The sequence below is a fragment of the Ensifer sp. Root278 genome (assembly GCF_001429285.1).
GTDB lineage: Bacteria > Pseudomonadota > Alphaproteobacteria > Rhizobiales > Rhizobiaceae > Ensifer.
The window spans coordinates 1-23,802 of sequence record NZ_LMJJ01000034.1; the positions used below are offsets into that span (position 1 = coordinate 1).

21 protein-coding genes, 3 tRNA genes and 1 pseudogene are annotated in these 23,802 nt (G+C 61.4%); 13 read left to right on the plus strand and 12 right to left on the minus strand.

Features of this window, described 5'->3' with window-relative positions:
* From tuf to ASE60_RS19750, 4 genes and pseudogenes are all read right to left on the minus strand, one after another.
* Nucleotides 1–1,157: elongation factor Tu (tuf, locus tag ASE60_RS19740; RefSeq protein ID WP_057252251.1), on the minus strand; the 1,157-nt coding region annotated here is incomplete at both ends.
* A 1-nt stretch (nt 1,158) separates the two neighbouring features.
* Nucleotides 1,159–1,257 (minus strand): annotated as a pseudogene (locus tag ASE60_RS36235) (GTP-binding protein); the annotation flags it as partial.
* Between the two features lie 273 nt (nt 1,258–1,530).
* A tRNA-Gly gene (locus ASE60_RS19745) sits at nt 1,531–1,604 on the minus strand.
* 23 nt (nt 1,605–1,627) lie between these two features.
* Nucleotides 1,628–1,712: transfer RNA gene (locus ASE60_RS19750), tRNA-Tyr, on the minus strand.
* Nucleotides 1,713–1,930: 218 nt separating this feature from the next.
* Here ASE60_RS19750 and ASE60_RS19755 point away from each other — a divergent pair.
* Together ASE60_RS19755 and ASE60_RS19760 are read left to right on the plus strand one after the other, a co-directional pair.
* Nucleotides 1,931–2,806, plus strand: coding sequence for an RNA methyltransferase (locus ASE60_RS19755; RefSeq protein ID WP_057252252.1), 876 nt, complete (start codon nt 1,931–1,933; stop codon nt 2,804–2,806).
* A gap of 134 nt (nt 2,807–2,940) precedes the next feature.
* A complete protein-coding gene (locus ASE60_RS19760) occupies nt 2,941–3,657 on the plus strand; it encodes an AprI/Inh family metalloprotease inhibitor (protein WP_082615946.1) in 717 nt (238 codons plus the stop codon).
* Here ASE60_RS19760 and ASE60_RS19765 read toward each other — a convergent pair.
* Nucleotides 3,647–3,898, minus strand: coding sequence for a hypothetical protein (locus ASE60_RS19765; protein ID WP_162261311.1), 252 nt, complete (start codon nt 3,896–3,898; stop codon nt 3,647–3,649). The genes ASE60_RS19760 and ASE60_RS19765 overlap by 11 nt on opposite strands.
* Before the next feature lie 160 nt (nt 3,899–4,058).
* Nucleotides 4,059–4,679, minus strand: coding sequence for an FMN-dependent NADH-azoreductase (locus ASE60_RS19770; protein WP_057252254.1), 621 nt, complete (start codon nt 4,677–4,679; stop codon nt 4,059–4,061).
* 137 nt (nt 4,680–4,816) lie between these two features.
* On the opposite strand from ASE60_RS19770, the gene ASE60_RS19775 reads away from it, so the two are divergent.
* Both ASE60_RS19775 and ASE60_RS35790 read left to right on the plus strand, forming a co-directional pair.
* The gene (locus ASE60_RS19775; protein WP_057252255.1) at nt 4,817–5,758 is read left to right on the plus strand and encodes a LysR family transcriptional regulator; all 942 of its coding nucleotides are present in this window, start codon (nt 4,817–4,819) and stop codon (nt 5,756–5,758) included.
* A gap of 73 nt (nt 5,759–5,831) precedes the next feature.
* On the plus strand, nt 5,832–6,086 hold the full coding sequence (locus ASE60_RS35790; protein ID WP_156414685.1) for a hypothetical protein: 255 nt from the start codon (nt 5,832–5,834) through the stop codon (nt 6,084–6,086).
* Between the two features lie 90 nt (nt 6,087–6,176).
* Here the strand turns inward: ASE60_RS35790 and ASE60_RS19785 are convergent.
* Nucleotides 6,177–6,252 (minus strand) — tRNA-Thr (locus ASE60_RS19785).
* 157 nt (nt 6,253–6,409) lie between these two features.
* On the opposite strand from ASE60_RS19785, the gene ASE60_RS19790 reads away from it, so the two are divergent.
* Together ASE60_RS19790 and ASE60_RS19795 are read left to right on the plus strand one after the other, a co-directional pair.
* A complete protein-coding gene (locus ASE60_RS19790) occupies nt 6,410–7,183 on the plus strand; it encodes an NAD kinase (protein WP_057252257.1) in 774 nt (257 codons plus the stop codon).
* A 209-nt stretch (nt 7,184–7,392) separates the two neighbouring features.
* Complete coding sequence (locus tag ASE60_RS19795; RefSeq protein WP_057252258.1) at nt 7,393–7,881, plus strand: hypothetical protein; 489 nt, start codon at nt 7,393–7,395, stop codon at nt 7,879–7,881.
* A 64-nt stretch (nt 7,882–7,945) separates the two neighbouring features.
* Here the strand turns inward: ASE60_RS19795 and prfB are convergent.
* The 3 genes from prfB to ASE60_RS19810 all read right to left on the minus strand — a co-directional run bounded on the left by prfB (nt 7,946) and on the right by ASE60_RS19810 (nt 13,175).
* Nucleotides 7,946–9,077, minus strand: a protein-coding gene (gene prfB, locus ASE60_RS19800; RefSeq protein ID WP_156414686.1) for a peptide chain release factor 2 whose coding sequence is annotated in 2 segments (ribosomal slippage) — nt 7,946–9,007 and nt 9,009–9,077 — 1,131 coding nt in all. Because the reading frame shifts where the segments join, the coding sequence is not laid out codon by codon here.
* Between the two features lie 96 nt (nt 9,078–9,173).
* Entirely contained in the window at nt 9,174–11,627 is a 2,454-nt protein-coding gene (locus ASE60_RS19805) for a penicillin-binding protein 1A (protein ID WP_057252260.1), read from the minus strand.
* 336 nt (nt 11,628–11,963) lie between these two features.
* Nucleotides 11,964–13,175, minus strand: a complete 1,212-nt coding sequence (locus ASE60_RS19810; RefSeq protein WP_348272233.1) for an N-acetylmuramoyl-L-alanine amidase — start codon at nt 13,173–13,175, stop codon at nt 11,964–11,966.
* Between the two features lie 778 nt (nt 13,176–13,953).
* Here ASE60_RS19810 and ASE60_RS19815 point away from each other — a divergent pair.
* Entirely contained in the window at nt 13,954–16,755 is a 2,802-nt protein-coding gene (locus ASE60_RS19815) for a ribonuclease E/G (protein WP_057252262.1), read from the plus strand.
* Between the two features lie 169 nt (nt 16,756–16,924).
* Here the strand turns inward: ASE60_RS19815 and ASE60_RS19820 are convergent, their stop codons facing one another.
* Nucleotides 16,925–18,082, minus strand: a complete 1,158-nt coding sequence (locus tag ASE60_RS19820) for an aminotransferase class I/II-fold pyridoxal phosphate-dependent enzyme (protein ID WP_112995483.1) — start codon at nt 18,080–18,082, stop codon at nt 16,925–16,927.
* Between the two features lie 234 nt (nt 18,083–18,316).
* Between ASE60_RS19820 and ASE60_RS19825 the strand changes: the two genes are divergently transcribed.
* From ASE60_RS19825 to ASE60_RS19850, 6 genes are all read left to right on the plus strand, one after another.
* Nucleotides 18,317–19,084, plus strand: a complete 768-nt coding sequence (locus tag ASE60_RS19825) for a DsbA family protein (protein WP_057252264.1) — start codon at nt 18,317–18,319, stop codon at nt 19,082–19,084.
* A 106-nt stretch (nt 19,085–19,190) separates the two neighbouring features.
* Nucleotides 19,191–19,637: a type II 3-dehydroquinate dehydratase gene (aroQ, locus tag ASE60_RS19830; RefSeq protein WP_057252265.1), complete on the plus strand. Its 447-nt coding sequence runs from the start codon at nt 19,191–19,193 to the stop codon at nt 19,635–19,637.
* Nucleotides 19,638–19,662: 25 nt separating this feature from the next.
* The gene (gene accB / locus ASE60_RS19835) at nt 19,663–20,148 is read left to right on the plus strand and encodes an acetyl-CoA carboxylase biotin carboxyl carrier protein (protein WP_057252266.1); all 486 of its coding nucleotides are present in this window, start codon (nt 19,663–19,665) and stop codon (nt 20,146–20,148) included.
* A gap of 12 nt (nt 20,149–20,160) precedes the next feature.
* Nucleotides 20,161–21,504: an acetyl-CoA carboxylase biotin carboxylase subunit gene (gene accC, locus ASE60_RS19840; RefSeq protein WP_057252267.1), complete on the plus strand. Its 1,344-nt coding sequence runs from the start codon at nt 20,161–20,163 to the stop codon at nt 21,502–21,504.
* Between the two features lie 10 nt (nt 21,505–21,514).
* Nucleotides 21,515–22,129 (plus strand): leucyl/phenylalanyl-tRNA--protein transferase, encoded by a 615-nt coding sequence (aat, locus tag ASE60_RS19845; protein WP_057252268.1) that lies wholly within the window; start codon nt 21,515–21,517, stop codon nt 22,127–22,129.
* Between the two features lie 123 nt (nt 22,130–22,252).
* Nucleotides 22,253–23,182: a DUF2167 domain-containing protein gene (locus tag ASE60_RS19850; RefSeq protein ID WP_057252861.1), complete on the plus strand. Its 930-nt coding sequence runs from the start codon at nt 22,253–22,255 to the stop codon at nt 23,180–23,182.
* A 68-nt stretch (nt 23,183–23,250) separates the two neighbouring features.
* On the opposite strand, the gene ASE60_RS19855 is transcribed toward ASE60_RS19850, so the two are convergent.
* Nucleotides 23,251–23,703 carry a DUF2155 domain-containing protein gene (locus ASE60_RS19855; RefSeq protein ID WP_057252269.1) on the minus strand — a complete coding sequence of 151 codons (453 nt, stop codon included), beginning with the start codon at nt 23,701–23,703 and terminating at the stop codon, nt 23,251–23,253.
* Nucleotides 23,704–23,802 lie beyond the last annotated feature (99 nt).

Here is a 23,802-nt window from a genome sequence, read left to right on the forward strand (position 1 = left end):
ACGATGCCTGCGCCGACGGTACGGCCGCCTTCGCGGATCGCGAAGCGCAGCTTTTCTTCCATCGCGATCGGAACGATCAGCTCGACGGCAACGGTGACGTTGTCGCCCGGCATGACCATTTCCGTGCCTTCCGGCAGCGTCACGATGCCCGTCACGTCCGTCGTGCGGAAGTAGAACTGCGGACGGTAGTTCGTGAAGAACGGCGTATGACGGCCGCCTTCTTCCTTCGTCAGGATGTAGGCTTCGGCCATGAACTTCTTGTGCGGCTTGACCGAACCCGGCTTGCACAGGATCTGGCCACGCTCAACGCCGTCACGGTTAACACCACGGATCAGCGCGCCGATGTTGTCGCCGGCCTGGCCCTGGTCGAGCAGCTTGCGGAACATTTCAACGCCCGTAACCGTCGTCTTCGACGTGTCGCGGATGCCGACGATTTCAACTTCTTCGCCGACCTTGACGATACCGCGCTCAACGCGACCGGTCACAACCGTACCACGGCCCGAGATCGAGAACACGTCTTCGATCGGCATCAGGAACGGCTGGTCGATCGGACGCTCCGGCGTCGGGATGTAGGCGTCAACAGCGGCCATCAGCTCGCGGATCGCGTCTTCGCCGATCTTCTTGTCCGAATCTTCCAGAGCTGCAAGAGCCGAGCCCTTGATGATCGGAATGTCGTCGCCCGGGAATTCGTAGGACGACAGAAGTTCGCGAACTTCGAGTTCGACGAGCTCGAGAAGCTCGGCGTCGTCAACCTGGTCGACCTTGTTGAGGAACACGACGATTGCCGGAACGCCAACCTGGCGGGCGAGCAGGATGTGCTCGCGGGTCTGCGGCATCGGGCCGTCAGCAGCCGAGCAAACCAGGATCGCGCCGTCCATCTGRGCMGCACCGGTGATCATGTTCTTGACGTAGTCGGCGTGGCCGGGGCAGTCAACGTGAGCGTAGTGACGGTTCGGCGTCTCGTACTCAACGTGGGCCGTCGAAATGGTGATACCACGGGCCTTTTCTTCCGGCGCAGCGTCGATCTGGTCATACGCCTTGAACTCGCCGAAGTACTTCGTGATCGCTGCGGTCAGCGACGTCTTGCCATGGTCAACGTGGCCAATCGTGCCAATGTTAACGTGCGGCTTGTTGCGCTCAAATTTGCTCTTTGCCATNCGTGATCGCTGCGGTCAGCGACGTCTTGCCATGGTCAACGTGGCCAATCGTGCCAATGTTAACGTGCGGCTTGTTGCGCTCAAATTTGCTCTTTGCCATGGGTACGTTTCCTGTGGTCAAGTATGAATGATCAGCCGGCAGGGCCGGTTTGTGGAGCCGTTTAAGGGTTTCAGGGGATTTGCGCAAGACTTAATTGCGTACGCCCGGACCGGTCGCCGACGGCCTTTTCCTGCCGATATGTAAGAACGCTGAAGCGCCGACACAAGGGCAGGCATGCGCGAATCACGGATCGCTCCGCAAGCAAGACAAACAATGACTTACCGCGAAGCGTTGGAGCATCGGATTAATTCGGATAAGGAGGCTGTTCGCTGCTGGAGCGGGTAGCGGGAATCGAACCCGCGTATTCAGCTTGGAAGGCTGCTGCTCTACCATTGAGCTATACCCGCGGGCCTTCGATCCAGAAGCAGAATGGTGGAGGGAGTTGGATTTGAACCAACGTAGGCTGAGCCAACGGATTTACAGTCCGTCCCCTTTAACCACTCGGGCATCCCTCCATTATTCTGTCGGGATCTTTCGACCAAGCATTTGAGATCGTGAGACAACCAGCGACGCGTCGTTGCCGCCTCTCGATCTGTGGCCGGGTATATGACCGCCCTCTTTCCTCCTGTCAACACGGGTCAGTGGAAAATTTCCGAATTTCTCCACAGCGACAATTCCGGACCGCTCATCGAAAACCATTTCGCCACGCCTGCAACCCCTCTATAAGACGCCCATGAGCAAAGATCACACCGGCGACAAGAGCGCCAAGGACACCCATTACGCCAACCTCAGGCGCGCCCACCGCGACGCCAAGCGGGAACGCGGCGAAATCCCAACGCCAAAACAGGAGAAGCGCCGCAAGGCGCCGGCCGACTGGAAGCCACCGCAGCTCGCGCCCGAGCAGGTTCTGCTCTACGGCCTGCATACGGTTCGCGCCGCCCTCGACAATCCGGCGCGCCAGTTCGTTCGCCTCAGCGTGACGCCGAACGCCGCTGCAAGATTGGAGCTCGACGAGCTTTCGGCCCTGCCCTTCCCGGTCGAAACCGTGACGCCGCAGGATCTCGACAAGATCCTCGGCCCCGATGCGATCCACCAGGGCGTGATGCTCGAGACGCGCCCCTTGCCGCATCGCAAGCTCGAAGCGCTTCGCGACTGCCCGCTGATTCTGGTGCTCGACCAAGTGACGGATCCGCACAATGTCGGCGCCATCATGCGTTCCGCCGTCGCCTTCGATGCCGGTGCGTTGATCACCACCATGCGCCACAGCCCGACCGAATCGGGCGTTCTCGCCAAATCCGCCTCGGGCGCGCTGGAAATGATTCCCTATATCCAGATCACCAATCTTGCGGATGCCATCGAAGAACTCCATCGGCTGGGCTTCCAGACGATCGGCCTCGATTCGGAAGGACCGCAGCCGCTTGAAGGAACATTCAGCGGTGAGAAGATCGCGCTCGTTCTCGGCTCCGAGGGCAAGGGACTGCGGCAGAAGACCCGTTCGATCGTGACCGACCTTGCCCGCCTCGACATGCCGGGCGCGATCAAGTCGCTGAACGTGTCGAACGCGGCAGCAATCGCCATGTATGCCGCGCGCCAGTTCCTGAACCGCTGACATCCACGCGCAGCCGGCCGCCCATGGCGACGACCAAGCGGGCGACGGCGTCATCCCACACTGCTGCAAGGGCTGGCGCATTGACGCGAAAATGTGACTGTGGAAATCTCCGCGCGTTGGGATCGGAGAGCTCCATGGTTGTCGCAGTTGCGTCACGCGTTCCTATGTTTCGGCTGCTCGTTCTGGGTGCAGTCTGCCTCGGTTCACACACCGCCTTCGCCGCCGGCGACATCGATCCCGGGATCATCGCGGCGCAGGCGGGCGACTATCTGGTCGCGCCGCTCGATGGCGCCGAAGGATGCAAGCTCACCCTCACCGCCGATGAGGCGATCGGCGGCTACGCAGTTACCGGAGCCGAGGGTTGCGCCAAGAGTGTGCCAACCCTTGCCGACGTCGCCGCCTGGAATTTCGACGGGAACGGCGGCCTGCTGCTGATCGACGTCCTGCGAAAAGTCCATGCCCGCTTTGAAGAGAGCGAGGGATCCCCGCTCCTGACGAACGGCGAGGACGGGCCTCGACTGGCCCTCGTAACCGCGGTGGACGGCATCTCGCATCTGCCGGCGCCGGCAAACATGAAAGGCGCGTGGCAGATGAAACGGCCGGGCGGAACCGCCATCTGCCATGTGCGCTTTAAGGAGGCTGCCGACAGTGACGGCAATTTTGCACTGTCCGTCGAAGAGCCATGCGATAGCGCCGTCAGAAAATTGAAACTGAAGAGCTGGACGGCGAACGGACTTGGCATAACCCTGCTCGGCGAAGACGGCAGCTCGCTCGCGTTCACCGCCACACCTTCCGGCTTCGAAAAAGACCGTAATGAGGGCGGCAAGCCGCTGCTCCTCGTCAGAAACTGACCAATTGCTCCGTAGGGCTCAGCGGCGTGCTCATGCCGGCCGCCGTCGGGCAGCCGTCACGCAGCTTCTTCCAGGTGGAGACGTTGAGGTTCATTTCGCAGCGCGCCATATAGACGTTGCCGTCGACCCTTAGGCAGGCGATCTGTCCGAGCTCATATTTCGAACCGTCGCGGTTGCGGCACGTGCAATTGTGTGCGCGCGCCGCGTCGGCGGCGAGCAGTGCAGCCACCGCAGCGGTCATGCCCAACAGAATTGTCCGCCGGTCCACCATCGATGCATTATAAAGCAGATTGTGAAATCCCAAAACGGACAATGCCGGCTGCGTTTGCAACCGGCACCGTCCGCACGCAGGGCCTGGGCCCCTCCACCGGATCACGTCAGTGACCCGCTGAACCTATATGTTAGCTCGCCAGGCGAAGGACGTTGCCTTCCGCGATGGTCTTTTCAGCCTCAGCGATCGCAAACTGCTTGGAATCGGCGCTGAGGTTGAGACCTTCGGCACGGACAAATTCCACATCTGTGACGCCCAGGAAGCCGAAGACCGTCTTCAGGTAGGATTCCTGGTGGTCCATGACGGCGGCCGGGCCGGCGGAGTAGTGACCGCCGCGGGTCGAGGCGACGATGATCTTCTTGCCCTTGGCGAGGCCTTCCGGACCATTTTCGGTGTAGCGGAACGTCTTGCCGGAGACGGCGATGCGGTCGATCCAGGCTTTCAGCTGGCTCGGGATGCCAAAGTTGTACATCGGGGCGCCGATGACGACCGTGTCGGCCGCCAGGAATTCTTCGAGCATGTCGCGGCCAAGCTTGACGTCGGCGGCAAGGTCGGCATCCACGCCTGCGAGATCGGCGGGAGCCATGATCTGGGCGCCGGTCAAATGCGGGAGCGAGCTGGCGGCGAGATCACGATAGGTCACGGTGGCATCCGGGCGGTCAGCCTTGATCTGAGCGGCGAGTGCGGCCGTCAGGCGACGGGAAACCGAGTGATCGCCGAGGATACCAGAGTCGATATGAAGAACGTTCATGGGAACACCTTTGTGTTTGCGTTGCGGTGCTCCACATATGAGCGGAAAACAATCGACCGATAAGCCAGCGGATATTTGACATACTGTTTCCAGACGGAAACAATCGGGCAAAGCATCCGGACCTCGGAGACAGGACAATGCAGGATCTGAACGATCTCGGGCTCTTTGCCGCCGTCGTGCGCAACAACGGCTTCAGCGCTGCCGCACGCGATCTCAATATACCCAAATCCAAACTCAGCAAACATGTGGCCCGCCTCGAGGAACAGCTCGGCGTGCGGTTGCTTGAACGTTCGACCCGCAAGCTGCGTGTCACCGACATCGGCCGGGTTTTCTATGAACATTGCCAGGGGCTGCTCGACGGCGTCGCGGCCGCCGAAGCCGAAATTGCGGCGGTGCGGGCTGAACCTTCGGGCACCGTCAGGCTCGCCTGCCCACTCGGCTTCACCCCGATGCTCGCGGATATCCTGCCGGCGTTTCACCGGCGTTATCCCGGCGTGCGGCTCCTGATCACCGCCACCAACCGGCGCATCGACCTGATCGAAGAACGGATCGATGTGGCGCTCCGCGCCCGCGGCCAGCTCGATACCGACAATCAGCTGATCATCCGCAAATTCGGCGAGGTTCGCGAGCGGCTCGCCGCTAGCCCGACGTTCCTTGCCCGCTCGGGCGACATCACCATCGACAACCTCAGCCAGCAGGCGACGCTGTCGATGAACGAACAACACCCGACCGACGTCTGGCGGCTCGTCTCATCCGACGGAAACACGACGGAAATCTCCCATCGTCCGATCATCGGCTGCAGCGACTTCCTGATCCTCGAACGCGCCGCGATCGAAGGCATGGGCGTGGCGCTGTTGCCGGACCATATCTGCGAGCGCGCCTTCCGCGCCGGCGTGCTCGTGCCGGTGCTGCCGGAATGGACCTCGAACGACGTCGTGGTGCACCTCGTCTTCCCGTCTCGCCAGGGCATGCTGCCGGCGACCCGGGCGCTGATCGACTATCTCGCCGAAAACCTTCTCAACGCCCTGCAGAAATGCCGGGAGGTTCCGATGCGCATGGCCCCCTCGTTCGACATCTGACATCGCGAGGCAGTCCCGCTCAGCACCGGCAAATCATCAAGACATTGCCGTCGGGGTCGCGGATCGTGAACCATTGCTCGAATTGCACCGGCGTGACGATCTCGACACCGAGGGCGACCGCGTGATGATGTGCCGCAGCCACGTCTTCGGTATCGAAATGAAAGAGCGGCGCATCCTGCGGCCTCCCGAGAGCGAATATTCTCGCATCGAGAATCAATCGTGCGCCGTTACCCTTTGGAAAGACCGCGAGGTGGCCGTGCACGGTTTCCGGTTCGTCGACCTGGATCGGCACGCCTTTCTTATGGCGATCCTTGCTGAACGTGATTGACTGCTCAATTCGCAGCTTCGCCCCGCGTCTCAAATCCGAATGCGGTTAAAGCTTCAAAAAATGCGCGATTTCAGCAGAAAAAGGCAGATGTGGTGCCCCCAGAGAGACTCGAACTCCCGACCTACTGATTACAAATCAGCCGCTCTACCAACTGAGCTATAAGGGCACTTGCTGCGGTGGGAGTTACCATAATCTCATCCGGTGTAAAGCAAAATTGCGAATTCTCCCAATTTTTCAGATGCGTTCGGCTTCGGGCCATGCCAGAAACGATGGACAGAGATCGCCGCTAGCGGCATGCAACGCATCGAACGGACCACTGTTTCATGGCCAGAACGTTCAACTCCTTCGCCTTCCTCGCCTCTTCTGCGGAGGAGGCGCAAAAGGCTGCGGCTGATCTCAAGGCGATCTATGGTGACAACGATCCGGCGAAGGCCGATGTGATCGTAGCGCTCGGCGGCGACGGCTTCATGCTGCAGACGCTGCACCAGACCATGAACAGCGGCAAACTGGTCTACGGCATGAACCGCGGCTCCGTCGGCTTCCTGATGAACCGGTACAGCACCGAGAACCTGACGGACCGCATCTGCCAGGCAGTCGAGAACGCGTTCCATCCGCTGGAGATGCAGACGACCGACGTCTACGGCGAGAGCTTCACGGCGCTTGCGATCAACGAAGTCTACCTCTTCCGCCAGTCCTATCAGGCTGCAAAGCTTCGCGTCCTCATCGACGGAAAGACAAGGCTCCAGGAGCTGACCTGCGACGGCCTGCTGGTGGCGACACCAGCCGGTTCCACCGCCTACAACCTCTCCGCCCATGGGCCGATCCTGCCGCTCGAAGCACCGCTTCTGGCCATGACGCCGGTCAGCGCCTTCCGTCCACGCCGCTGGCGCGGCGCGCTCTTGCCGAACCATGTCACGGTCGAGATCGAAATCCTGGAAGCCGACAAGCGGCCGGTGAACGCCGTGGCGGACCATCAGGAAGTAAAGTCGGTGGTCAAGGTGCGGATCGCCGAATCGGAGAACATGACGGCGCGCATCCTCTCGGATCCCGATCATTCCTGGTCGGACCGCATCCTGGCCGAGCAATTTTCGAACTGAACGCACGTTCTCCGCGCGATATGTTATGATCCTCCACGGCTCGTTTTCCGACGGCTACTGCATGTTTTCCTTTAATCGTAGCCGATTAAAGGACAAAAACATGCAGCAATTCAAAGTGCTACAGCGACCTTTGCGCGTCTGATAAGACGCGCGGCGCTGTAGGAGCGAAGCGGCAGCGGAGCTGCGGTTTGAAAGGACGACAATCCCCAATGCAAAGATCCGCCCTCCTCGCGCTTCTCCTGTTCGTGAGCACCGCCGGCGCCAGGGCCGAGGACGCCAACGTCGTGCCGCCGCAGGCTACCTTTGTCACGAGCACCGGCTACTGGGAGGAAAGCGGAGCGCCGCTTTCATCACTCGATCCCAATGCGGCCGCCGAGAAGCAAACCGACGCCCGCCGCGGCTACTACAAGCTGATCGCGCTTCGCCAGACGGATGGCACGGCACAGGTCCATCTGCAGCAGATCGAAGCGACGCCAGCCGGACCGGTGGTGGTTTCCTCGGCGGAGCTCGAAGAGTTCTCGGCGCTCAAAGCCTATGTCACCGACATTCGCCCGGAGACCTCAACCGGCGTCACCGCGCAGCCGGGCATGTTCGCGACCGTCTATCTGAAGACAGATCCGACCGCCCGCGAACCGGAGACCTGGACCGTGCTCATCGATGATCTCGGCGACATCAAGGTCGAGCGCGCCTCGAACTGAGCAAAAGAAAAGGCCGGATGCGAACACCCGGCCTTCTTCAATTCAAGAACTCTCGCAACGACGCTTAGTTCAAATCGTCGACGACTGCATCCGCGCCACCGCTGACACGGTGCGCAAGCGCCGCCTCCATGAACTCGTTGAGCTCGCCGTCGAGCACATCGCCCGGTGCGGTGCTCTCGACCCCGGTGCGCATGTCCTTGACCAGCTGGTAAGGCTGCAGAACGTAGGAGCGGATCTGGTGGCCCCAGCCGATATCCGTCTTTGACGCAGCCTCGGCGTTTGCCGCCTCTTCGCGCTTCTTCAACTCCGACTCGTAGAGACGCGCACGCAGCATGTCCCAGGCCTTGGCCCGGTTCTTGTGCTGTGAGCGCTCCTGCTGGCACTGCACGACGATACCGGACGGCATATGCGTAATACGCACGGCCGAGTCGGTCGTGTTGACGTGCTGGCCACCGGCACCAGACGAGCGGTAGGTGTCGATGCGGCAGTCACTCTCGTTGATGTCGATCTGGATCGAATCGTCGACCACCGGGTAGACCCAGATCGACGAGAACGAGGTGTGGCGGCGCGCATTGCTGTCATAGGGCGAAATGCGAACGAGGCGATGCACGCCCGATTCGGTCTTCAGCCAACCATAGGCATTGTGGCCCTTGACGAGCAGCGTCGCAGACTTGAGGCCGGCTTCTTCACCGTCCTGGATTTCAAGAAGCTCGACCTTATATCCCTGGCGCTCGGACCAACGGGTGTACATGCGCAGAAGCATGTTGGCCCAGTCCTGGCTTTCGGTACCGCCGGCGCCGGAATGCACTTCGAGATAGGTGTCGTTCTGATCGGCCTCGCCGGAAAGCATGGCCTCGACCTGCTTCTTGGCCGCTTCGTTGCGCAGTTCACGCAGCGCCTGTTCGGCATCCGCGATGATCGCCGCGTCGCCCTCTTCCTCGCCGAGCTCGATGAGTTCGATGTTGTCGTTGAGCTGCTGCTCGAAACGACGCAGGCCATTGATGCCGTCGTCGAGTTGCTGGCGCTCGCGCATCAGCTTCTGTGCTTCCGAAGCATCGTTCCACAAGGTCGGATCTTCCGCCTTGTTGTTCAACCAGTCCAGTCGTCTTACCGCCTGATCCCAGTCAAAGATGCCTCCTCAGCAGGCTTATGGCCTGCTTGATTTCGTCGACAATGTTCTCGATTTCGCTGCGCATAATCCTGCTTCTTGTGAACCCGATATGAAATTGAGCGTCAAATAGCGATGCCCGCCGCTGATGTAAAGGCGGCGGGCATCGCGAGAGGGGAAAGGCTTAGAACAGACCGTTGGAGCCCGAGGTCACCGCCTGGTTCGCCTGCGGCGAGTTCTTCAGGATTTCCTCCGGCGGCACGTATTGATCGAGCCCGCCGATGACCGAGAAGGTGTCGGCCGGGCCGGTGCCGGGCTTGAAGGCCTCGATGATCGTGTCCGGCTCACCCTCTTGGGCGGCCATGCCGGTCTTGCGGTTGACGGCGACCATGCTCATGCCCTCGGGCACAACGAACTTGCTCGGGCGGGTGTCCTTGACGGCTTCCTGCATGAAGTCGTTGAAGATCGGCACCGCGAGGCTGCCGCCGGTGGCACCGCGGCCGAGCGGGGCCGGATTGTCGAAGCCGAGGTAGAGGCCGGCAACCATGTCGGGCGTGTAGCCGACGAACCAGGCGTCCTTTTCGTCATTTGTCGTGCCGGTCTTGCCGGCAACCGGACGATCGAGCTTGATCTTGCCGGCGGCCGTGCCGCGCAGCACCACGCCCTCCATCATCGACGTGATCTGGTAGGAGGTCATGGGGTCGAGCACCTGCTCGCGATTGTCGGTCAGGACGGGTTCTTCCTGGCTCTGCCAGTCGCCCGCGTTGCAGTTGTCGCAGGTGCGGTCCTCATGCCGGAAAATCGTCTTGCCATAGCGGTCCTGAATACGGTCGATCAGCGACGGCTTGATCTGCTTGCCGCCGTTGGCGAGCACCGAATAGGCCGAGACCATACGCAGAACCGTCGTTTCGCCGGAGCCCAGCGACATCGCGAGCAGCGGCGGCATCTTGTCGTAAATGCCGAAGCGTTCGGCATATTCGGCGACCAGATTCATGCCCATGTCGTTGGCGAGGCGAACCGTCATCAGGTTGCGCGATTTCTCGATGCCGAGGCGCAGCGTCGACGGACCGGCGGAGCCGCCGCCATAGTTTTCAGGACGCCAGACCTGACCGCCCGCGACGATTTCGATCGGGGCATCGAGAATGACCGATGCCGGCGTGTAGCCGTTGTCGAGTGCTGCGGCGTAGACGAAGGGCTTGAAGGACGAACCCGGCTGACGCATCGCCTGCGTCGCGCGGTTGAATTCCGACTGGCCATAGGAGAAGCCACCGACCATCGCCAGGACGCGGCCGGTCTTCGGATCCATCGCGACGAGACCACCCTGCACCTTCGGCGGCTGGCGCAGGCGATATTCGCCCTTTTCGGCGAGCGGCTCAACGTAGACAACGTCGCCGGCGCCGAAGACGCCTTCGGGGGATTTCGCCGACTTGCGGTCGCCAGTCGCCGAACGGTAGGCCCACTGCATGTTCTTGGCGGAGATGTGTCCGGTGACGCGCTCGGCCACGATTTTGCCCGATGCTTCCTTCTCCGGCTGGATGCCGATCTCGGCGCCCTGTGCGTCGACAGAGAGAACAACGGCGAGCTTCCACTCCGGCACGTCGCTGAAGGCGACGACGGCACCAAGCGGCTCACCCCAATCGCCACCGATCTCGATCGACTTCACCGGACCATGGAAGCCGCGGCGCTCGTCGTAGGTCAGCAGACCCGCCTGCAGCGCCTTACGGGCCGCGATCTGCAGACGCGGATCGAGCGAGGTGCGAACCGACAGGCCGCCCTCATAGAGCGCGTTGTCGCCGTATTTCTGAATGATCTGCCGGCGGACTTCCTCGGCGAAGAAATCGGAGGCGAAGAGATGCGCGCCGCCGCGGCGCGGGTTGACACCGAGCGGCTGCTTCTTGGCTTCTTCGCCGTCGGCCTTGGTGACGTAGCCGTTCTCGACCATGCGGTCGATCACCCAGTTGCGGCGTTCGATGGCGGCTTCGGTCTTGCGGAACGGATGGTAGTTGGCCGGTCCCTTCGGGAGCGCTGCGAGATAGGCGGTCTCGGCAATGGTAAGCTCGGTTACCGACTTGTCGAAATAGGTCAGCGCCGCACCGGCAATACCGTAGGAATTCAGGCCGAAGAAGATCTCGTTGAGATAGAGTTCAAGGATCCGGTCCTTGCTGTAGGCCTGCTCGATGCGGAACGAAAGGATCGCTTCCTTGACCTTGCGGTCGATCGTCTGGTCCGAGCTCAGCAGGAAGTTCTTTGCCACCTGCTGCGTGATCGTCGATGCGCCAACCGGGCGACGGCCGGAACCGAAGTTCTGCAGGTTCACCGCGATAGCGCGGGCGAGACCTGTGATATCGACACCCGGATGCTGGTAGAAGTTTTTGTCTTCGGCGGAGATGAAGGCTGCCTTGACGCGATCAGGAATCGCCTGGATCGGCAGATAGAGACGCCGCTCACGGGCATATTCCGCCATCAGCGCGCCATTGCCGGCATGAAAGCGCGTCGTTACAGGCGGCGAGTATTTCGCCAGCACCTCGTAGTCCGGTAGATCCTTGGTGACGACGCCCAGATAAAGCGCCACGGCTCCAGCCACGCCAAGCAGCAGAAACGCACCAATCCCGAAGAAATATCCAATCAGCCTGATCATCAGTCAGATACCGGTACCTTAATTATCGTTCAATTGCCGGACCGCCGAGCGACAGTCCATGCTCTGTCCCGCCGGCTTAATTGCGTCAGTCCGACCAAACTCTTCCGTCAGAAATCGTCTGGCTTCGCAGCAACCCGCTAAGCCCGGCTCCTCATATGGCGAGGAACCCCGGGCTTCAACTCGTTTCTCAACAAATCCGGGCGCAATTCCGGTTAGGTCCCGGAATGTGCGTAAAATAGGGCTGTTTCCGATTATCGCGTGCGCATCCAGTTGAAAAGCATAACGCTGTTACCAAGGCGACACAAATCACTTCGTTCCTGGGCATGCCTTCAAACGTCAGCCGCCGCTGGCAACCGCCTGCTCGCGATAACGCCGAACCGCGACGGCAAGACGCTCCGAAACCTTCTTGCGCCATTCCGGATCCAGCAGCAATTTCTCATCCTCCTTGTTCGACAGGAAGCCCAGTTCCAGCAGGATCGACGGCACGTCGGGTGCCTGCAACACGCGGAACCCGGCGAAGCGGTGCGGGTTGTTGATGAGATTGATCTGGCCCTCGAAGGAAGAAACCACCGCGCGCGCCATGTTGACGGAAAAGGCCTGCGTCTCGCGGCGGGTCAAATCGATCAGGATATCGGCGACCTCCGCGGGCTCGCTCTGAAGCGGTACGCCGGCGATTTCGTCCGAAAGGTTTTCGCGAGCGGCAAGGCTTGCGGCCAGATGGTCCGACGCCTTGTCAGAGATAGTATAGACCGTAGCGCCGCGGATGTCCTTCTGGCGGAGCGCATCGGCATGGAGCGAGATGAAAAGATTGGCGCCCTTGTTCCGGGCAATCTGCACGCGCTGCGGCAGCGAGAGAAAAACATCCTTGTCGCGGGTGAGAAAAGCCTCGATCCCGGCACCCTTGTTCAGGGCCTCGACGAGATCCTTGGCAAAGGCCAGCGTGACGTGTTTCTCTTCCGTCTTCGTCTCGGCGGCAAGCGCACCGGTGTCGATGCCGCCGTGGCCGGCATCGATCGCGATGATGAAGGGACCGCCGTCCTTGGTGGGCGCAACGGCCACAGGTCTGTCGGTTTTCGTCGCAGCGACGGAACCGGTCCATTGCTGTTCGCCGAGAAGCGCATCGAAGCGCGTCTGGTCGACCCGTTCGGCGTCGATAACCAGGCGGTAGCCCTTGCCCCCCTCCTCCGCGATCACCTCCGCATGGGTTACCGCAACAGGCCCCTTCGCGGAAAGAACGATACGGGAATTGCCCGCGCCCATGCCGCCGTAGCGGATCGCGTCGAACAGGCCGCGCGGTTGGAGGCTGTCCGCCTTCAGGCCGAAGGCTGTTTCCGGCAGGTCGACGACAACGCGAACGGGGTCGGCCACGTAATGAACGGAAAAATCCGGCTTGCGGTCGAACTCGACGACGACCCGGGTGCGCGCGTCGTCGCCGGCGATCCGCGCGCCAAAGGCGAGCAACGGGCCCGGCTCGGCAGCACGAGCGGCCGGCACGCTCAGGAGGAGACCGCCGACGAGCACCGAAGCACCGAACAAACGCCAACCCATCCGCGACATCAACGACAACAGCGAACCGCGCATACAAACCGCCAAAGGCTTCACCTTGGGCTCCCCGCCACTTTCTCAAAACCAGACGGCGGCCGATGCGGCCACCAAACGCATACCTTGATCAATGAACCCTTATGGTTAATCAAAGCTTGACAAAGGCCATCTTCCACCTCGCACCGGCGCCATCGATTCATCATTTGCCGGCCTACTCCACGTGGACAAGCGAATCGATCATTATTGTGGCGGCACGGGCTTTTCCCTTGCCAATGTGACATAGAAAACATAAAAGCGTCACAAGGAGAAAGTGTTGACGGGATAGAACAGTCGACCGGGCAGCCGGAGCTTCTCCAAAGCTTGGCGCCAGGGAGTGGTCGAACCGGATCAACCGGTTAAACGCATCGCACTTCCGCGGTCGCAAGGTGTTCATCCGCCGTCGCTGCATTTCCTCCTCGTACACTGGATCGCAAATTTCCGGCGGTGGCCGGAGTTCTTGATGGTGATTTTTCACCAACGCCCGCAAGCGGGCGAATTCATTGGGTCTTCATGAGACCTTGGACATTGGCATTCTTGTTTGGTCATTGATGTTGACTCAGCAGTATCGGTCAGAAGTAGAGCGGCCCCGGGACACAGGTGTTCCGGCTGTCGTCTGGCTGCTGCACCATCGCCTGCACCAAACAGGAACTTTCATATCCGGCGCACCTTCCGACGTGTTTGGCAGTCTTCCCAAGGAAGCAGGTCTGTCTCCCGTTCCGCTGGTGCGCCGAGGAGCACAGCTTAGATGGCAGAGAAAATGCTTATCGATGCGTCTCACTCCGAGGAGACGCGCGTCGTTGTCGTACGCGGAAACCGCATAGAAGAGTTCGACTTCGAGTCGGAACATAAGAAGCAAATCCGCGGCAATATCTATCTGGCGAAGGTCACCAGAGTGGAGCCTTCGCTGCAGGCCGCCTTCGTCGACTACGGCGGTAACCGCCACGGATTTCTGGCCTTTGCCGAAATTCACCCCGACTACTACCAGATTCCGCTTGCCGACCGTCAGGCACTGCTGAAGGCCGAAGCCGAAGAAGCGCGACGCGACGACGACATCGAACATGTCGAAACCGCCCCGGCGCCGGCGAGCGAACTTTCCGTTCCCGTCGACCTCGAGGTCGTAGCGGAGACCGAAGTCGAGGCGCAGCCGGCAGAAGCCGTCACCGCCGAACCGGTGGTCGAAGAGGAAGTGCCGGTCGAAAAGCCCAAGGCAAAGCCGAAGCGCACCCGCAAAACCAAGGCCAAGGCTGCGGAAGAAGCGGCTGCCGCTTCCGTCGATGGCGACGAAAGCAACGGCGGCGAAATGGCCGCGATGGTCGATACCGACGCGATCTCCGAAGACGTCGACAGCCGTCGTCGCCATGACGACGACGATGATGATGACGACAGCCACGATGGCGAAAAGGAAATCATCGAATCCGTCGGCGCCGAAGATGCCATGGAAGAGGTTCCGGATCGCCAGGTCCGCAAGCCGCGCAAGCAGTACCGCATCCAGGAAGTCATCAAGCGGCGCCAGATCCTGCTCGTCCAGGTTGCCAAGGAAGAGCGCGGCAATAAGGGCGCGGCGCTGACGACCTACCTGTCGCTGGCCGGCCGCTACTCTGTCCTGATGCCGAACACGGCACGCGGCGGCGGCATCTCCCGCAAGATCACCAACCTGCAGGACCGCAAGCGCCTGAAGGAAATCGCGCGCGGCCTCGAAGTGCCGCAGGGCATGGGCGTCATCCTGCGCACCGCGGGTGCGAACCGAACCAAGGTCGAGATCAAGCGCGACTTCGAATACCTGATGCGCCTGTGGGAAAACGTCCGCACGCTGACGCTGAACTCCACGGCCCCCTGCCTCGTCTATGAGGAAGGCAGCCTGATCAAGCGCTCGATCCGCGATCTCTACAACAAGGATATCGGCGAGATCATCGTTTCCGGCGAGGAAGGTTACAAGGAAGCCAAGGGCTTCATGAAGATGCTGATGCCGAGCCACGCCAAGGTGGTTCAGCCCTATCGCGACGTACATCCGATCTTCTCGCGCTCCGGTATCGAAGCGCAGCTCGACCGCATGCTGCAGCCGCAGGTGACATTGAAGTCCGGTGGCTACATCATCATCAATCAGACCGAAGCGCTGGTTTCGATCGACGTCAACTCCGGTCGTTCGACGCGCGAGCACTCGATCGAAGACACGGCGCTGCAGACGAACCTGGAGGCTGCCGAAGAAGTGGCGCGCCAGCTGCGCCTGCGCGACCTTGCCGGCCTCGTCGTCATCGACTTCATCGACATGGAAGAAAAGCGCAACAACCGCGCCGTCGAGAAGAAGCTGAAGGACTGCCTGAAGAACGATCGCGCCCGCATCCAGGTCGGCCGCATCTCGCATTTCGGCCTGCTCGAAATGTCGCGTCAGCGCATTCGCGCCTCGGTGCTCGAATCGACGATGCAGACCTGCCCGCACTGCAACGGCACGGGCCACGTTCGCTCGCAGTCCTCCGTCGCCCTGCACGTGCTGCGCGGCGTCGAAGAACATCTGCTCAAGAACACCACGCACGACATCACCGTGCGCACCATCCCGGATATCGCGCTCTATCTGCTGAACCAGAAGCGCGGCACGATCATGGATTACGAGGCCCGCTTCGGCGTTTCGATCATCATCGAGGCGGACGCTCATGTCGGCGCACAGCACTTCGCAATCGATCGCGGCGAACCGGTCGAAAACCCGGTCAAGATCGAGCAGCTCCTGCACTTCCAGCCGGAGCCGGAAGAAGATGACGTCGTGATCGAAGAGGATCTCGACGAAGAAGAAGCCGAAGAAGTCGTCAGCGAGCCGCGCCAGGAGCAGCCGAAGGCTGCCCAGTCCTCCGACGACCAGAGTGGACGCAAGCGCAAGCGCCGTCGCCGCCGTCGCGGCAAGGGTGGCCAGCAGGCCGAAGGTGCCGTCGGCCAGGCGTCCGAAGCGGCAGGCGATGTCGATGACGACGCCGACGAAGGTGATGCGGACGACGAGGGCGTCGATGCCGAGGCCACAACCGCTGACGGCGAGCAGAAGCGCAAGCGCCGCCGCCGCGGCAAGCGCGGTGGCCGCCGCAATCGTCCGGAGGGCGAAGGTGAAGGCGAAGGCCAGATCGAGGCCGATGCCGAAGGTGATGACGCCGACGAGCCGGAAGCCGTTGACACGCCGGCCGTCGCCGCAGAGATCGAAGTAGCCGTCGCCGTCGAGGAAACCGCGGCAGTCGTCGCGGAAGCCGAGGCCGTCGAGGCCAAGCCGGCCAAGCCGAAGCGGACCCGCAAGAAGGCTGTAAAAGCCGAAGAACCGGTCGCAACCGTCGATGAAGTCGCTCAGGCGGTTATCGAAGACCAGCCGGCAGGCGTCGATGTCGCCGCCGAGGCGGTGGAAGAGGCTGCGGCCGACCTCGCGGAAACCAAGCCGGCGCGCGCGAACCGCGACCTTTCGAAGATCGCCTCGGAGCCTGTCGTGACCTCGAGCTCTCCGAAGGCCGAAGGCGAAGAAGAAGACCCGACCAAGCCCAAGAAGGGCGGCTGGTGGCAGCGCCGCGGCTTCTTCTAAGAAGTCGCCTCTGGTCCCGGCTCGAAGCCGAACCGGGATCCTGACGCCGAAGCGTTGGACGCGAAAGAGCACAAATAAAAAGGCCCGGATCGCTCCGGGCCTTTTCTTTTACGGGTGATGGCCACAGCAGACGGGGCGTCTTCGCTCCCCTGCCCGTCCAGTCGGGCAATCAGGCAAGCCAGCGCGCGATCCGGTCCATTGCCTCGACCATGTCAGCCTCCGCGCCGGCATAGGAAAAGCGCATCGTGCGATGCCCTTCCAACGGATCGAAGTCGAAACCCGGCGTTGCCGCGACATTGATCTCGGCGAGCATCCGCCGGGCAAAGGCCATGCTGTCATTGGTAAAGCGGCTGACATCCGCATAGGCATAGAAGGCACCGTCCATCGGCGAGGCGATCGAGAAGCCGATCTCCGGCAGGCGCTTCAGCAGCATGTCCCGATTGACGGCATAGGCGGCCTTGTAGCGGTCGAGTTCCTCATGCGCGTCAAGCGCCGCTTCAGCGGCGATCTGCGACAGTTCCGGCGGCGAAATGTAAAGGCTCTGGGCGATGCGCTCGAAGCCCCGCACCTTATCGGCGGGCAACACCATCCAACCGATGCGCCAGCCGGTCATGCAGTAATATTTCGAGAAGGAGTTGATGACGATCACTTCGTCGGTAACCTCCAGCGCGCTCGCCTCTTCGCCGGCAAAAGTCAGCCCGTGATAGATCTCGTCGGAGATGAACGCGATCTTTTCCGCGCGGCAATAGTCGGCCAGCGCCTTGAGGCCGGCCCTCCCCGTCACGGTGCCGGTCGGGTTCGCCGGGCTTGCCAGCAACACACCCTTCAGCGGTCGGCCGACCTTTGCAGCGGCCCGCTTCAGGCTTTCCGGCGTCAGTGTGAAGCCGGTCTCGGCATTCGCCTCGACCTCGACCACCGTCAGCCCGAGAGCGGCGAGGATGTTGCGGTAGGCCGGATAGCCGGGCCGCGCGATGGCGACGCAGTCGCCAGGATCAAACAGCGCAAGGAAGGCGAGATTGAAGCCGGCGGACGATCCCGTGGTGACGGCCACCCGCTGCGGATCGAGCGCGATACCGTGGCGCTTCTCGTAGTGGCGGGCGATCGCGGTTCGCAGCGATAGCGTGCCGAGTGCGTCGGTATAGCCAAGGCGCCCATGTTGGAGTGCGTTGCGCGCAGCTTCGAGAGCGGCCTGCGGCGCCGGGTGGGCAGGCTGCCCGACTGCCATCGAGATCACCGGGTGGCCGGCATCACGGCGGCGGGTCGCCTCCGCCAGCACATCCATCGCGTGAAAAGGTTCGACGGCGCTGCGTTTTGACAAGTCTACCAACGGAAAATCCTCGATAAGCGGCTGTTATCCAGCCCCTTTGCCCGATGAAATTGACCTTCACAAGTCCGCGAGTGCCGTATTTCTGCCGATTTTGCCGTTTCGTTTCCGCGGCACCCACCCTATGCTGCCAGCATATTGCGGATACGAGGATTCCTGTTGTCTTTCAGAACTGCCGGTTGACGTGACGACGGGGGATGAACGACACACAGGACACGCAAGGACAACGAGGTAGAAATGAATTTCAGCACCAAGATGATTGCCGCCGGGACGCTCGCAGCGCTCGTGGCCGGGGTCAGCCTGCCGCAAAGCGCGTTTGCGCTCGACGCGAAGCAGAAGGAAGAGATCGGCGCGTTCATCAAGGAGTACCTGATCGCCAATCCGGAGATCATGCTTGAAGTCCAGGAGGCGCTGACGACGAAACAGCGCGCCAAACAGCAGGAAGCGGCTGAGAGCGCGATCACCGAGAACAAGAAGGCGATCTTCAACTCCGACTATGACATGGTCCTTGGCAATCCCAAGGGCGACGTCACCATCGTCGAGTTCTATGACTACAATTGCGGCTATTGCAAACGCGCCCTCTCCGACATGGATGACATCCTCGCCAAGGATAAGAACGTCCGTTTCGTGCTGAAGGAACTGCCGATCCTCGGTCCGGATTCGCTTGCCGCCCATAAGGTGAGCGCCGCGTTCCGCCTGGTCGCTCCGGAAAAGTACGGCGACTTCCATCGTGCGCTGCTCGGCGGCGAAGATCGTGCCACGGAAGAGACCGCAATTGCGGTTGCCGCAAAGCTTGGCGTCTCGGAGAAGGACCTGCGCGCCAAGATGGAAAAGGAGCCGCATGATGCGGCCGTGCGCGAGGCCTATGGGCTTGCCAACGACCTCGGCATCACCGGCACACCGTCCTATGTCATCGGTAACGAAGCGGTCTTTGGTGCCGTCGGCGCCGAAGAGATCGAGGGCAAGGTCTCCAATATGCGCGAATGCGGCAAGACGGCCTGCTGACAAACCTTCCCATGACTGTGGACAAATCCCGCGGGGGCCCAAAGGGCTTTTCCTCGCGGGACCATCAGTCTATAGGTAACCCTCCATCACCGGACCGGAATCCCTTATGCCATCGACCATTTTCGTGCTGAACGGCCCCAACCTGAATGCGCTGGGCAAGCGCGAACCGGGTATTTATGGCGGCCAGACGCTCGCCGATATCGAGGCCATGTGCAAGGCGGAGGGCAAGACGCTCGGTTTCGAGGTCGATTTCCGCCAATCGAACCATGAGGGCACGCTGGTCGACTGGCTGCATGAAGCCGGCAACGTCGCCGCCGGCGTGGCGATCAATCCGGCGGCATACGGCCATACGTCGATCGCACTTCACGACGCCATCCGCGCCATCGGCATTCCAGTCGTCGAACTCCACCTCTCGAACATCCATGCGCGCGAGGAATTCCGTCACAAGTCGATGATCGCGCCGGCTGTCAAAGGCGTCATCTGCGGCTTCGGTGCCCAGAGTTACATTCTTGCGCTGCATGCGCTAAAGAACCTGACACATCCGTCGAAATAAAAAGAACACAAGAGGCTCATATTCCATGGCTGACAAGAAACCAGGTATCGACCAGGCGCTGATCCGCGATCTCGCCAACATTCTCAAGGACACCGATCTGACCGAGATCGAAGTCGAGCAGGACGACTTGCGCATTCGCGTCTCGCGCAACGGCACGCCGGTTGCAATGCCGATGGCCATGCCGCAGATGCCGGCCTACCAGTTCCCTGCCGCAGCCGCAGCGGTTGCCCCTGCAAACGCTGTCGCCGCTCCCGCCGCCGAGAGCGCCCGCGCATCGAAGAACGCCGTGACCGCACCGATGGTCGGCACCGCCTATCTGTCTCCGGCACCGGGCGCCCGCCCCTTCGTTGAAGTCGGCGCCACCGTCAAGGAAGGCCAGACGATCCTGATCATCGAAGCCATGAAGACGATGAACCAGATCCCGGCTCCGCGCTCGGGCAAGGTCACCGAGATCTTCGTCCAGGACGCAGCCCCCGTCGAATATGGCGAACCGCTGATCGTAATCGAATAAGGCGGCGTGGCGATGATCTCGAAAATTCTCATTGCCAATCGCGGCGAAATCGCCCTTCGCGTGCTCAGAGCCTGCAAGGAGCTCGGCATTGCTACGGTTGCCGTTCATTCCACGGCCGACGCTGACGCCATGCATGTGCGCCTCGCCGACGAGAGCGTCTGCATCGGCCCGCCGCCTTCGCGCGATAGCTATCTGAACATTCACCAGATCGTCGCTGCCTGCGAAATCACCGGCGCCGATGCCGTGCACCCGGGCTACGGCTTCCTGTCGGAAAACGCCAAGTTCGCCGAAATCCTGGAAGCGCACGACATCACCTTCATCGGCCCGACGGCGGAGCACATCCGCATCATGGGCGACAAGATCACCGCCAAGAAGACGGCGCAGGAGCTTGGCATCCCGGTCGTTCCGGGTTCCGATGGCGAAGTGAAGCCGGAAAACGCGCTTGAAGTCGCCCGCAAGATCGGCTTCCCGGTGCTGATCAAGGCAACAGCCGGCGGCGGTGGCCGCGGCATGAAGGTCGCTCGCTCCGAGGCTGACCTCGAAGAAGCCGTCTCGACTGCCCGCGCCGAGGCGCTTGCTGCCTTCGGCAACGACGCCGTCTACATGGAAAAGTACCTCGGCAAGCCGCGCCACATCGAGATCCAGATCGTTGGCGATGGTGCCGGCAACGCGGTGCACCTCGGCGAACGCGATTGCTCGCTGCAGCGTCGTCACCAGAAGGTTTGGGAAGAAGCAAACTCCCCAGCCCTCAACGTCGACCAGCGCATGAAGATCGGCCAGGTCTGCGCCGACGCGATGAAGAAGCTGAAGTACCGCGGCGCCGGCACGATCGAATTCCTCTACGAAAACGGCGAGTTCTATTTCATCGAAATGAACACCCGTCTTCAGGTCGAGCATCCGATCACCGAAGCGATCACCGGCATCGACCTCGTGCACGAGCAGATCCGCGTCGCCTCCGGCGGCGGCCTCTCGGTCAAGCAGGAAGACATCGTGTTCTCCGGACACGCCATCGAGTGCCGCATCAACGCCGAGGACCCGCGCACCTTCGTCCCCTCCCCGGGCACGATCACGCATTTCCATGCTCCGGGCGGTCTTGGCGTACGTGTCGATTCGGGCGCCTATCAGGGCTACCGCATCCCGCCGTACTACGACAGCCTGATCGGCAAGCTGATCGTGCACGGGCGTACCCGCGTCGAATGTATGATGCGTCTGCGCCGTGTGCTTGATGAATTTGTCATCGATGGCATCAAGACCACGCTTCCGTTGTTCCAGGACCTGATCAATAATCAGGATATTGCCAACGGCGACTACGATATCCATTGGCTGGAAAAGCATCTGGCCGCCACGTCCGAGTAAGGACCGTACATTGAAAGGGACGCGCAGCAAGCAGCCCGACATTACACCGGACATGCTGCTGCGCGCCTATTCGATCGGCCTGTTCCCTATGGCCGATTCGGCCGATGACCCCGAGCTTTTCTGGGTCGAGCCCGAAATTCGCGGCGTTATCCCGCTCACGGACTTTCACGTCTCCCGCAGCCTCGCCAAGACGATCCGCCGAAAACCCTTCGACATCCGCTTCAACACCGCCTTCGAAGCAGTGATGGAAGGCTGCGCCGCCCCGGCCCCTGACCGCCCGACGACCTGGATCAACAACAAGATCCGCACCCTCTACGCAACGCTGCACACGATGGGTTACGCCCACAGCGTCGAGGCCTGGGAGGACGACCTGTTGGTCGGCGGCCTCTACGGTGTCTCGCTCGGCTCGGCATTTTTCGGCGAAAGCATGTTTTCAAGGCGCACCGACGCCTCAAAGATCTGCCTTGTGCATCTGGTGCAGCGCCTGCGTGCCCGAGGCTTTGAGCTGCTGGACACCCAATTCACGACCGAGCATCTGAAATCTTTCGGTGCGGTCGATGTGCCGAAGGCCGAGTACGAGATCATGCTCGGCAACGCGATGAACTCGCCAGACCTTTCCTTCTAGAGCGTCTTCCCGCTTCCAGTGATTCCACTTGAGAGCGGGATACTCTTCGTTGGATATCTCCACCTGGAGATGTACTTCGCTCACATGTTCATCCACAGTTCAACCGTTTTCGAGGGCACATGGATGAACAAGTTTATATTGGCATTGTCGGTTTTCATGGCTTCCAGCGCGATTGCGGAAGCAAAGACATATCGCGAGATGTTCGGCAGCGAACCGAACCTGTCGCCTGAGTACTCGGCCATCGTCGGGTCGCTTGATTTCAAGCAGGGCAAGGTCTCGCTGCCCGCAGCCCAGGCGCAGCTCGATATTCCAGCGGAGTTCTATTTCCTGGATCCTGCCGACACAAAGAAGGTCCTTGTCGACCTGTGGGGCAATCCTCCGGGCTCTGCCGAGGGTCATCTCGGCATGGTGTTTCCCGCCAAGTATGCGCCTGACGCCGACAAAGCCTGGGGATCGGTCATCGATTACCTGAAGGACGGTTACGTCTCGGATGCGGATGCGCTGACCACCGATTTTACCGAACTGCTGGCACAGCTGAAGGAAGCGTCTGCCGAAAACAACATCGAGCGCGAGAAGCAGGGCTACGATCCGATCACGCTGGTCGGCTGGGCCTCCCCTCCCCATTACGATCTGGCAACGCACACGATGCATTGGGCACGCGACCTGATCTTCGGCAAGGATCCAAACGCGCCCCATACCCTGAACTATTCTGTTCGCATCCTCAGCCGCGAAGGCGTGCTGCAGATGAACTTCGTTTCGGGGCTGGAGCAGCTCGACGAAATCAAGTCGGGACTGCCGGGTGTTACGGGCATGGTGCAGTTCGACGCCGGGCAGGCCTACGCGGACTTCAAGGAGGGCGATGCTGTCGCGGCCTATGGAATGGCGGGCCTTATTGCAGCCGGCGCCGGCGCCAAGGTCGCCGCCAAGGCCGGCTTGCTTGCCGTCGCGCTGGCCTTTCTGAAAAAGGGCGGCGTGCTGGTCGTGATTGCAGGTGCTGCGGCTATGCGTTTCTTCAAGGGCCTGTTGGGCCGCAAGGAACCGCCAAGCGCATAGCGCCAAGGTGATGAGGTAGATCGATTACGGGTTAGGCTGCCGCTCTTATGTCCGGCAGCCTCAGCGAATTACTGCTTCGCCGCGGTATCCGGTGGCGGCAGATCGGACGTCGCCTTGCAGGACTGCAGCCAGACGTCATAGACCGGATGCTCCACAGCGTTCAGGCCCGGGCTATCGGCAAACATCCAGCCTGTAAAGATGCGGCGGATCTTGCGGTCGAGCGTGATCTCCTCGACCTCGACAAAGGTCGTGATCTTTTGCGCTTCGGTATCATCGCGGCTGTAGCAGACGCGCGGCGTCACCTGGAGGGCGCCGAACTGGACCGTCTCGCCAATATAGACGTCGAAGGTGGTGATGCGGCCGGTGATCTTGTCGATGCCGGAGAAGACAGCGACGGCATTGGAGAGGCGCGCCGCGTCAACGGCTCCCGCCGAGGCGATCAGCGGCAAACCGGCAAGCAGGGACAAGCCCAACCGCCGTGCTCCTTGGCCGATTGCTTTGCGCAGATCAGAACCTGCCATTGTCGCCTGTCTCCCGCGTGCCCTGTTCATCGTCGATGGATTTCAGGCGCTAACCATCAATTGTGGCCGCGCCGTGATCGAGGAACCTATTCCGCGGCC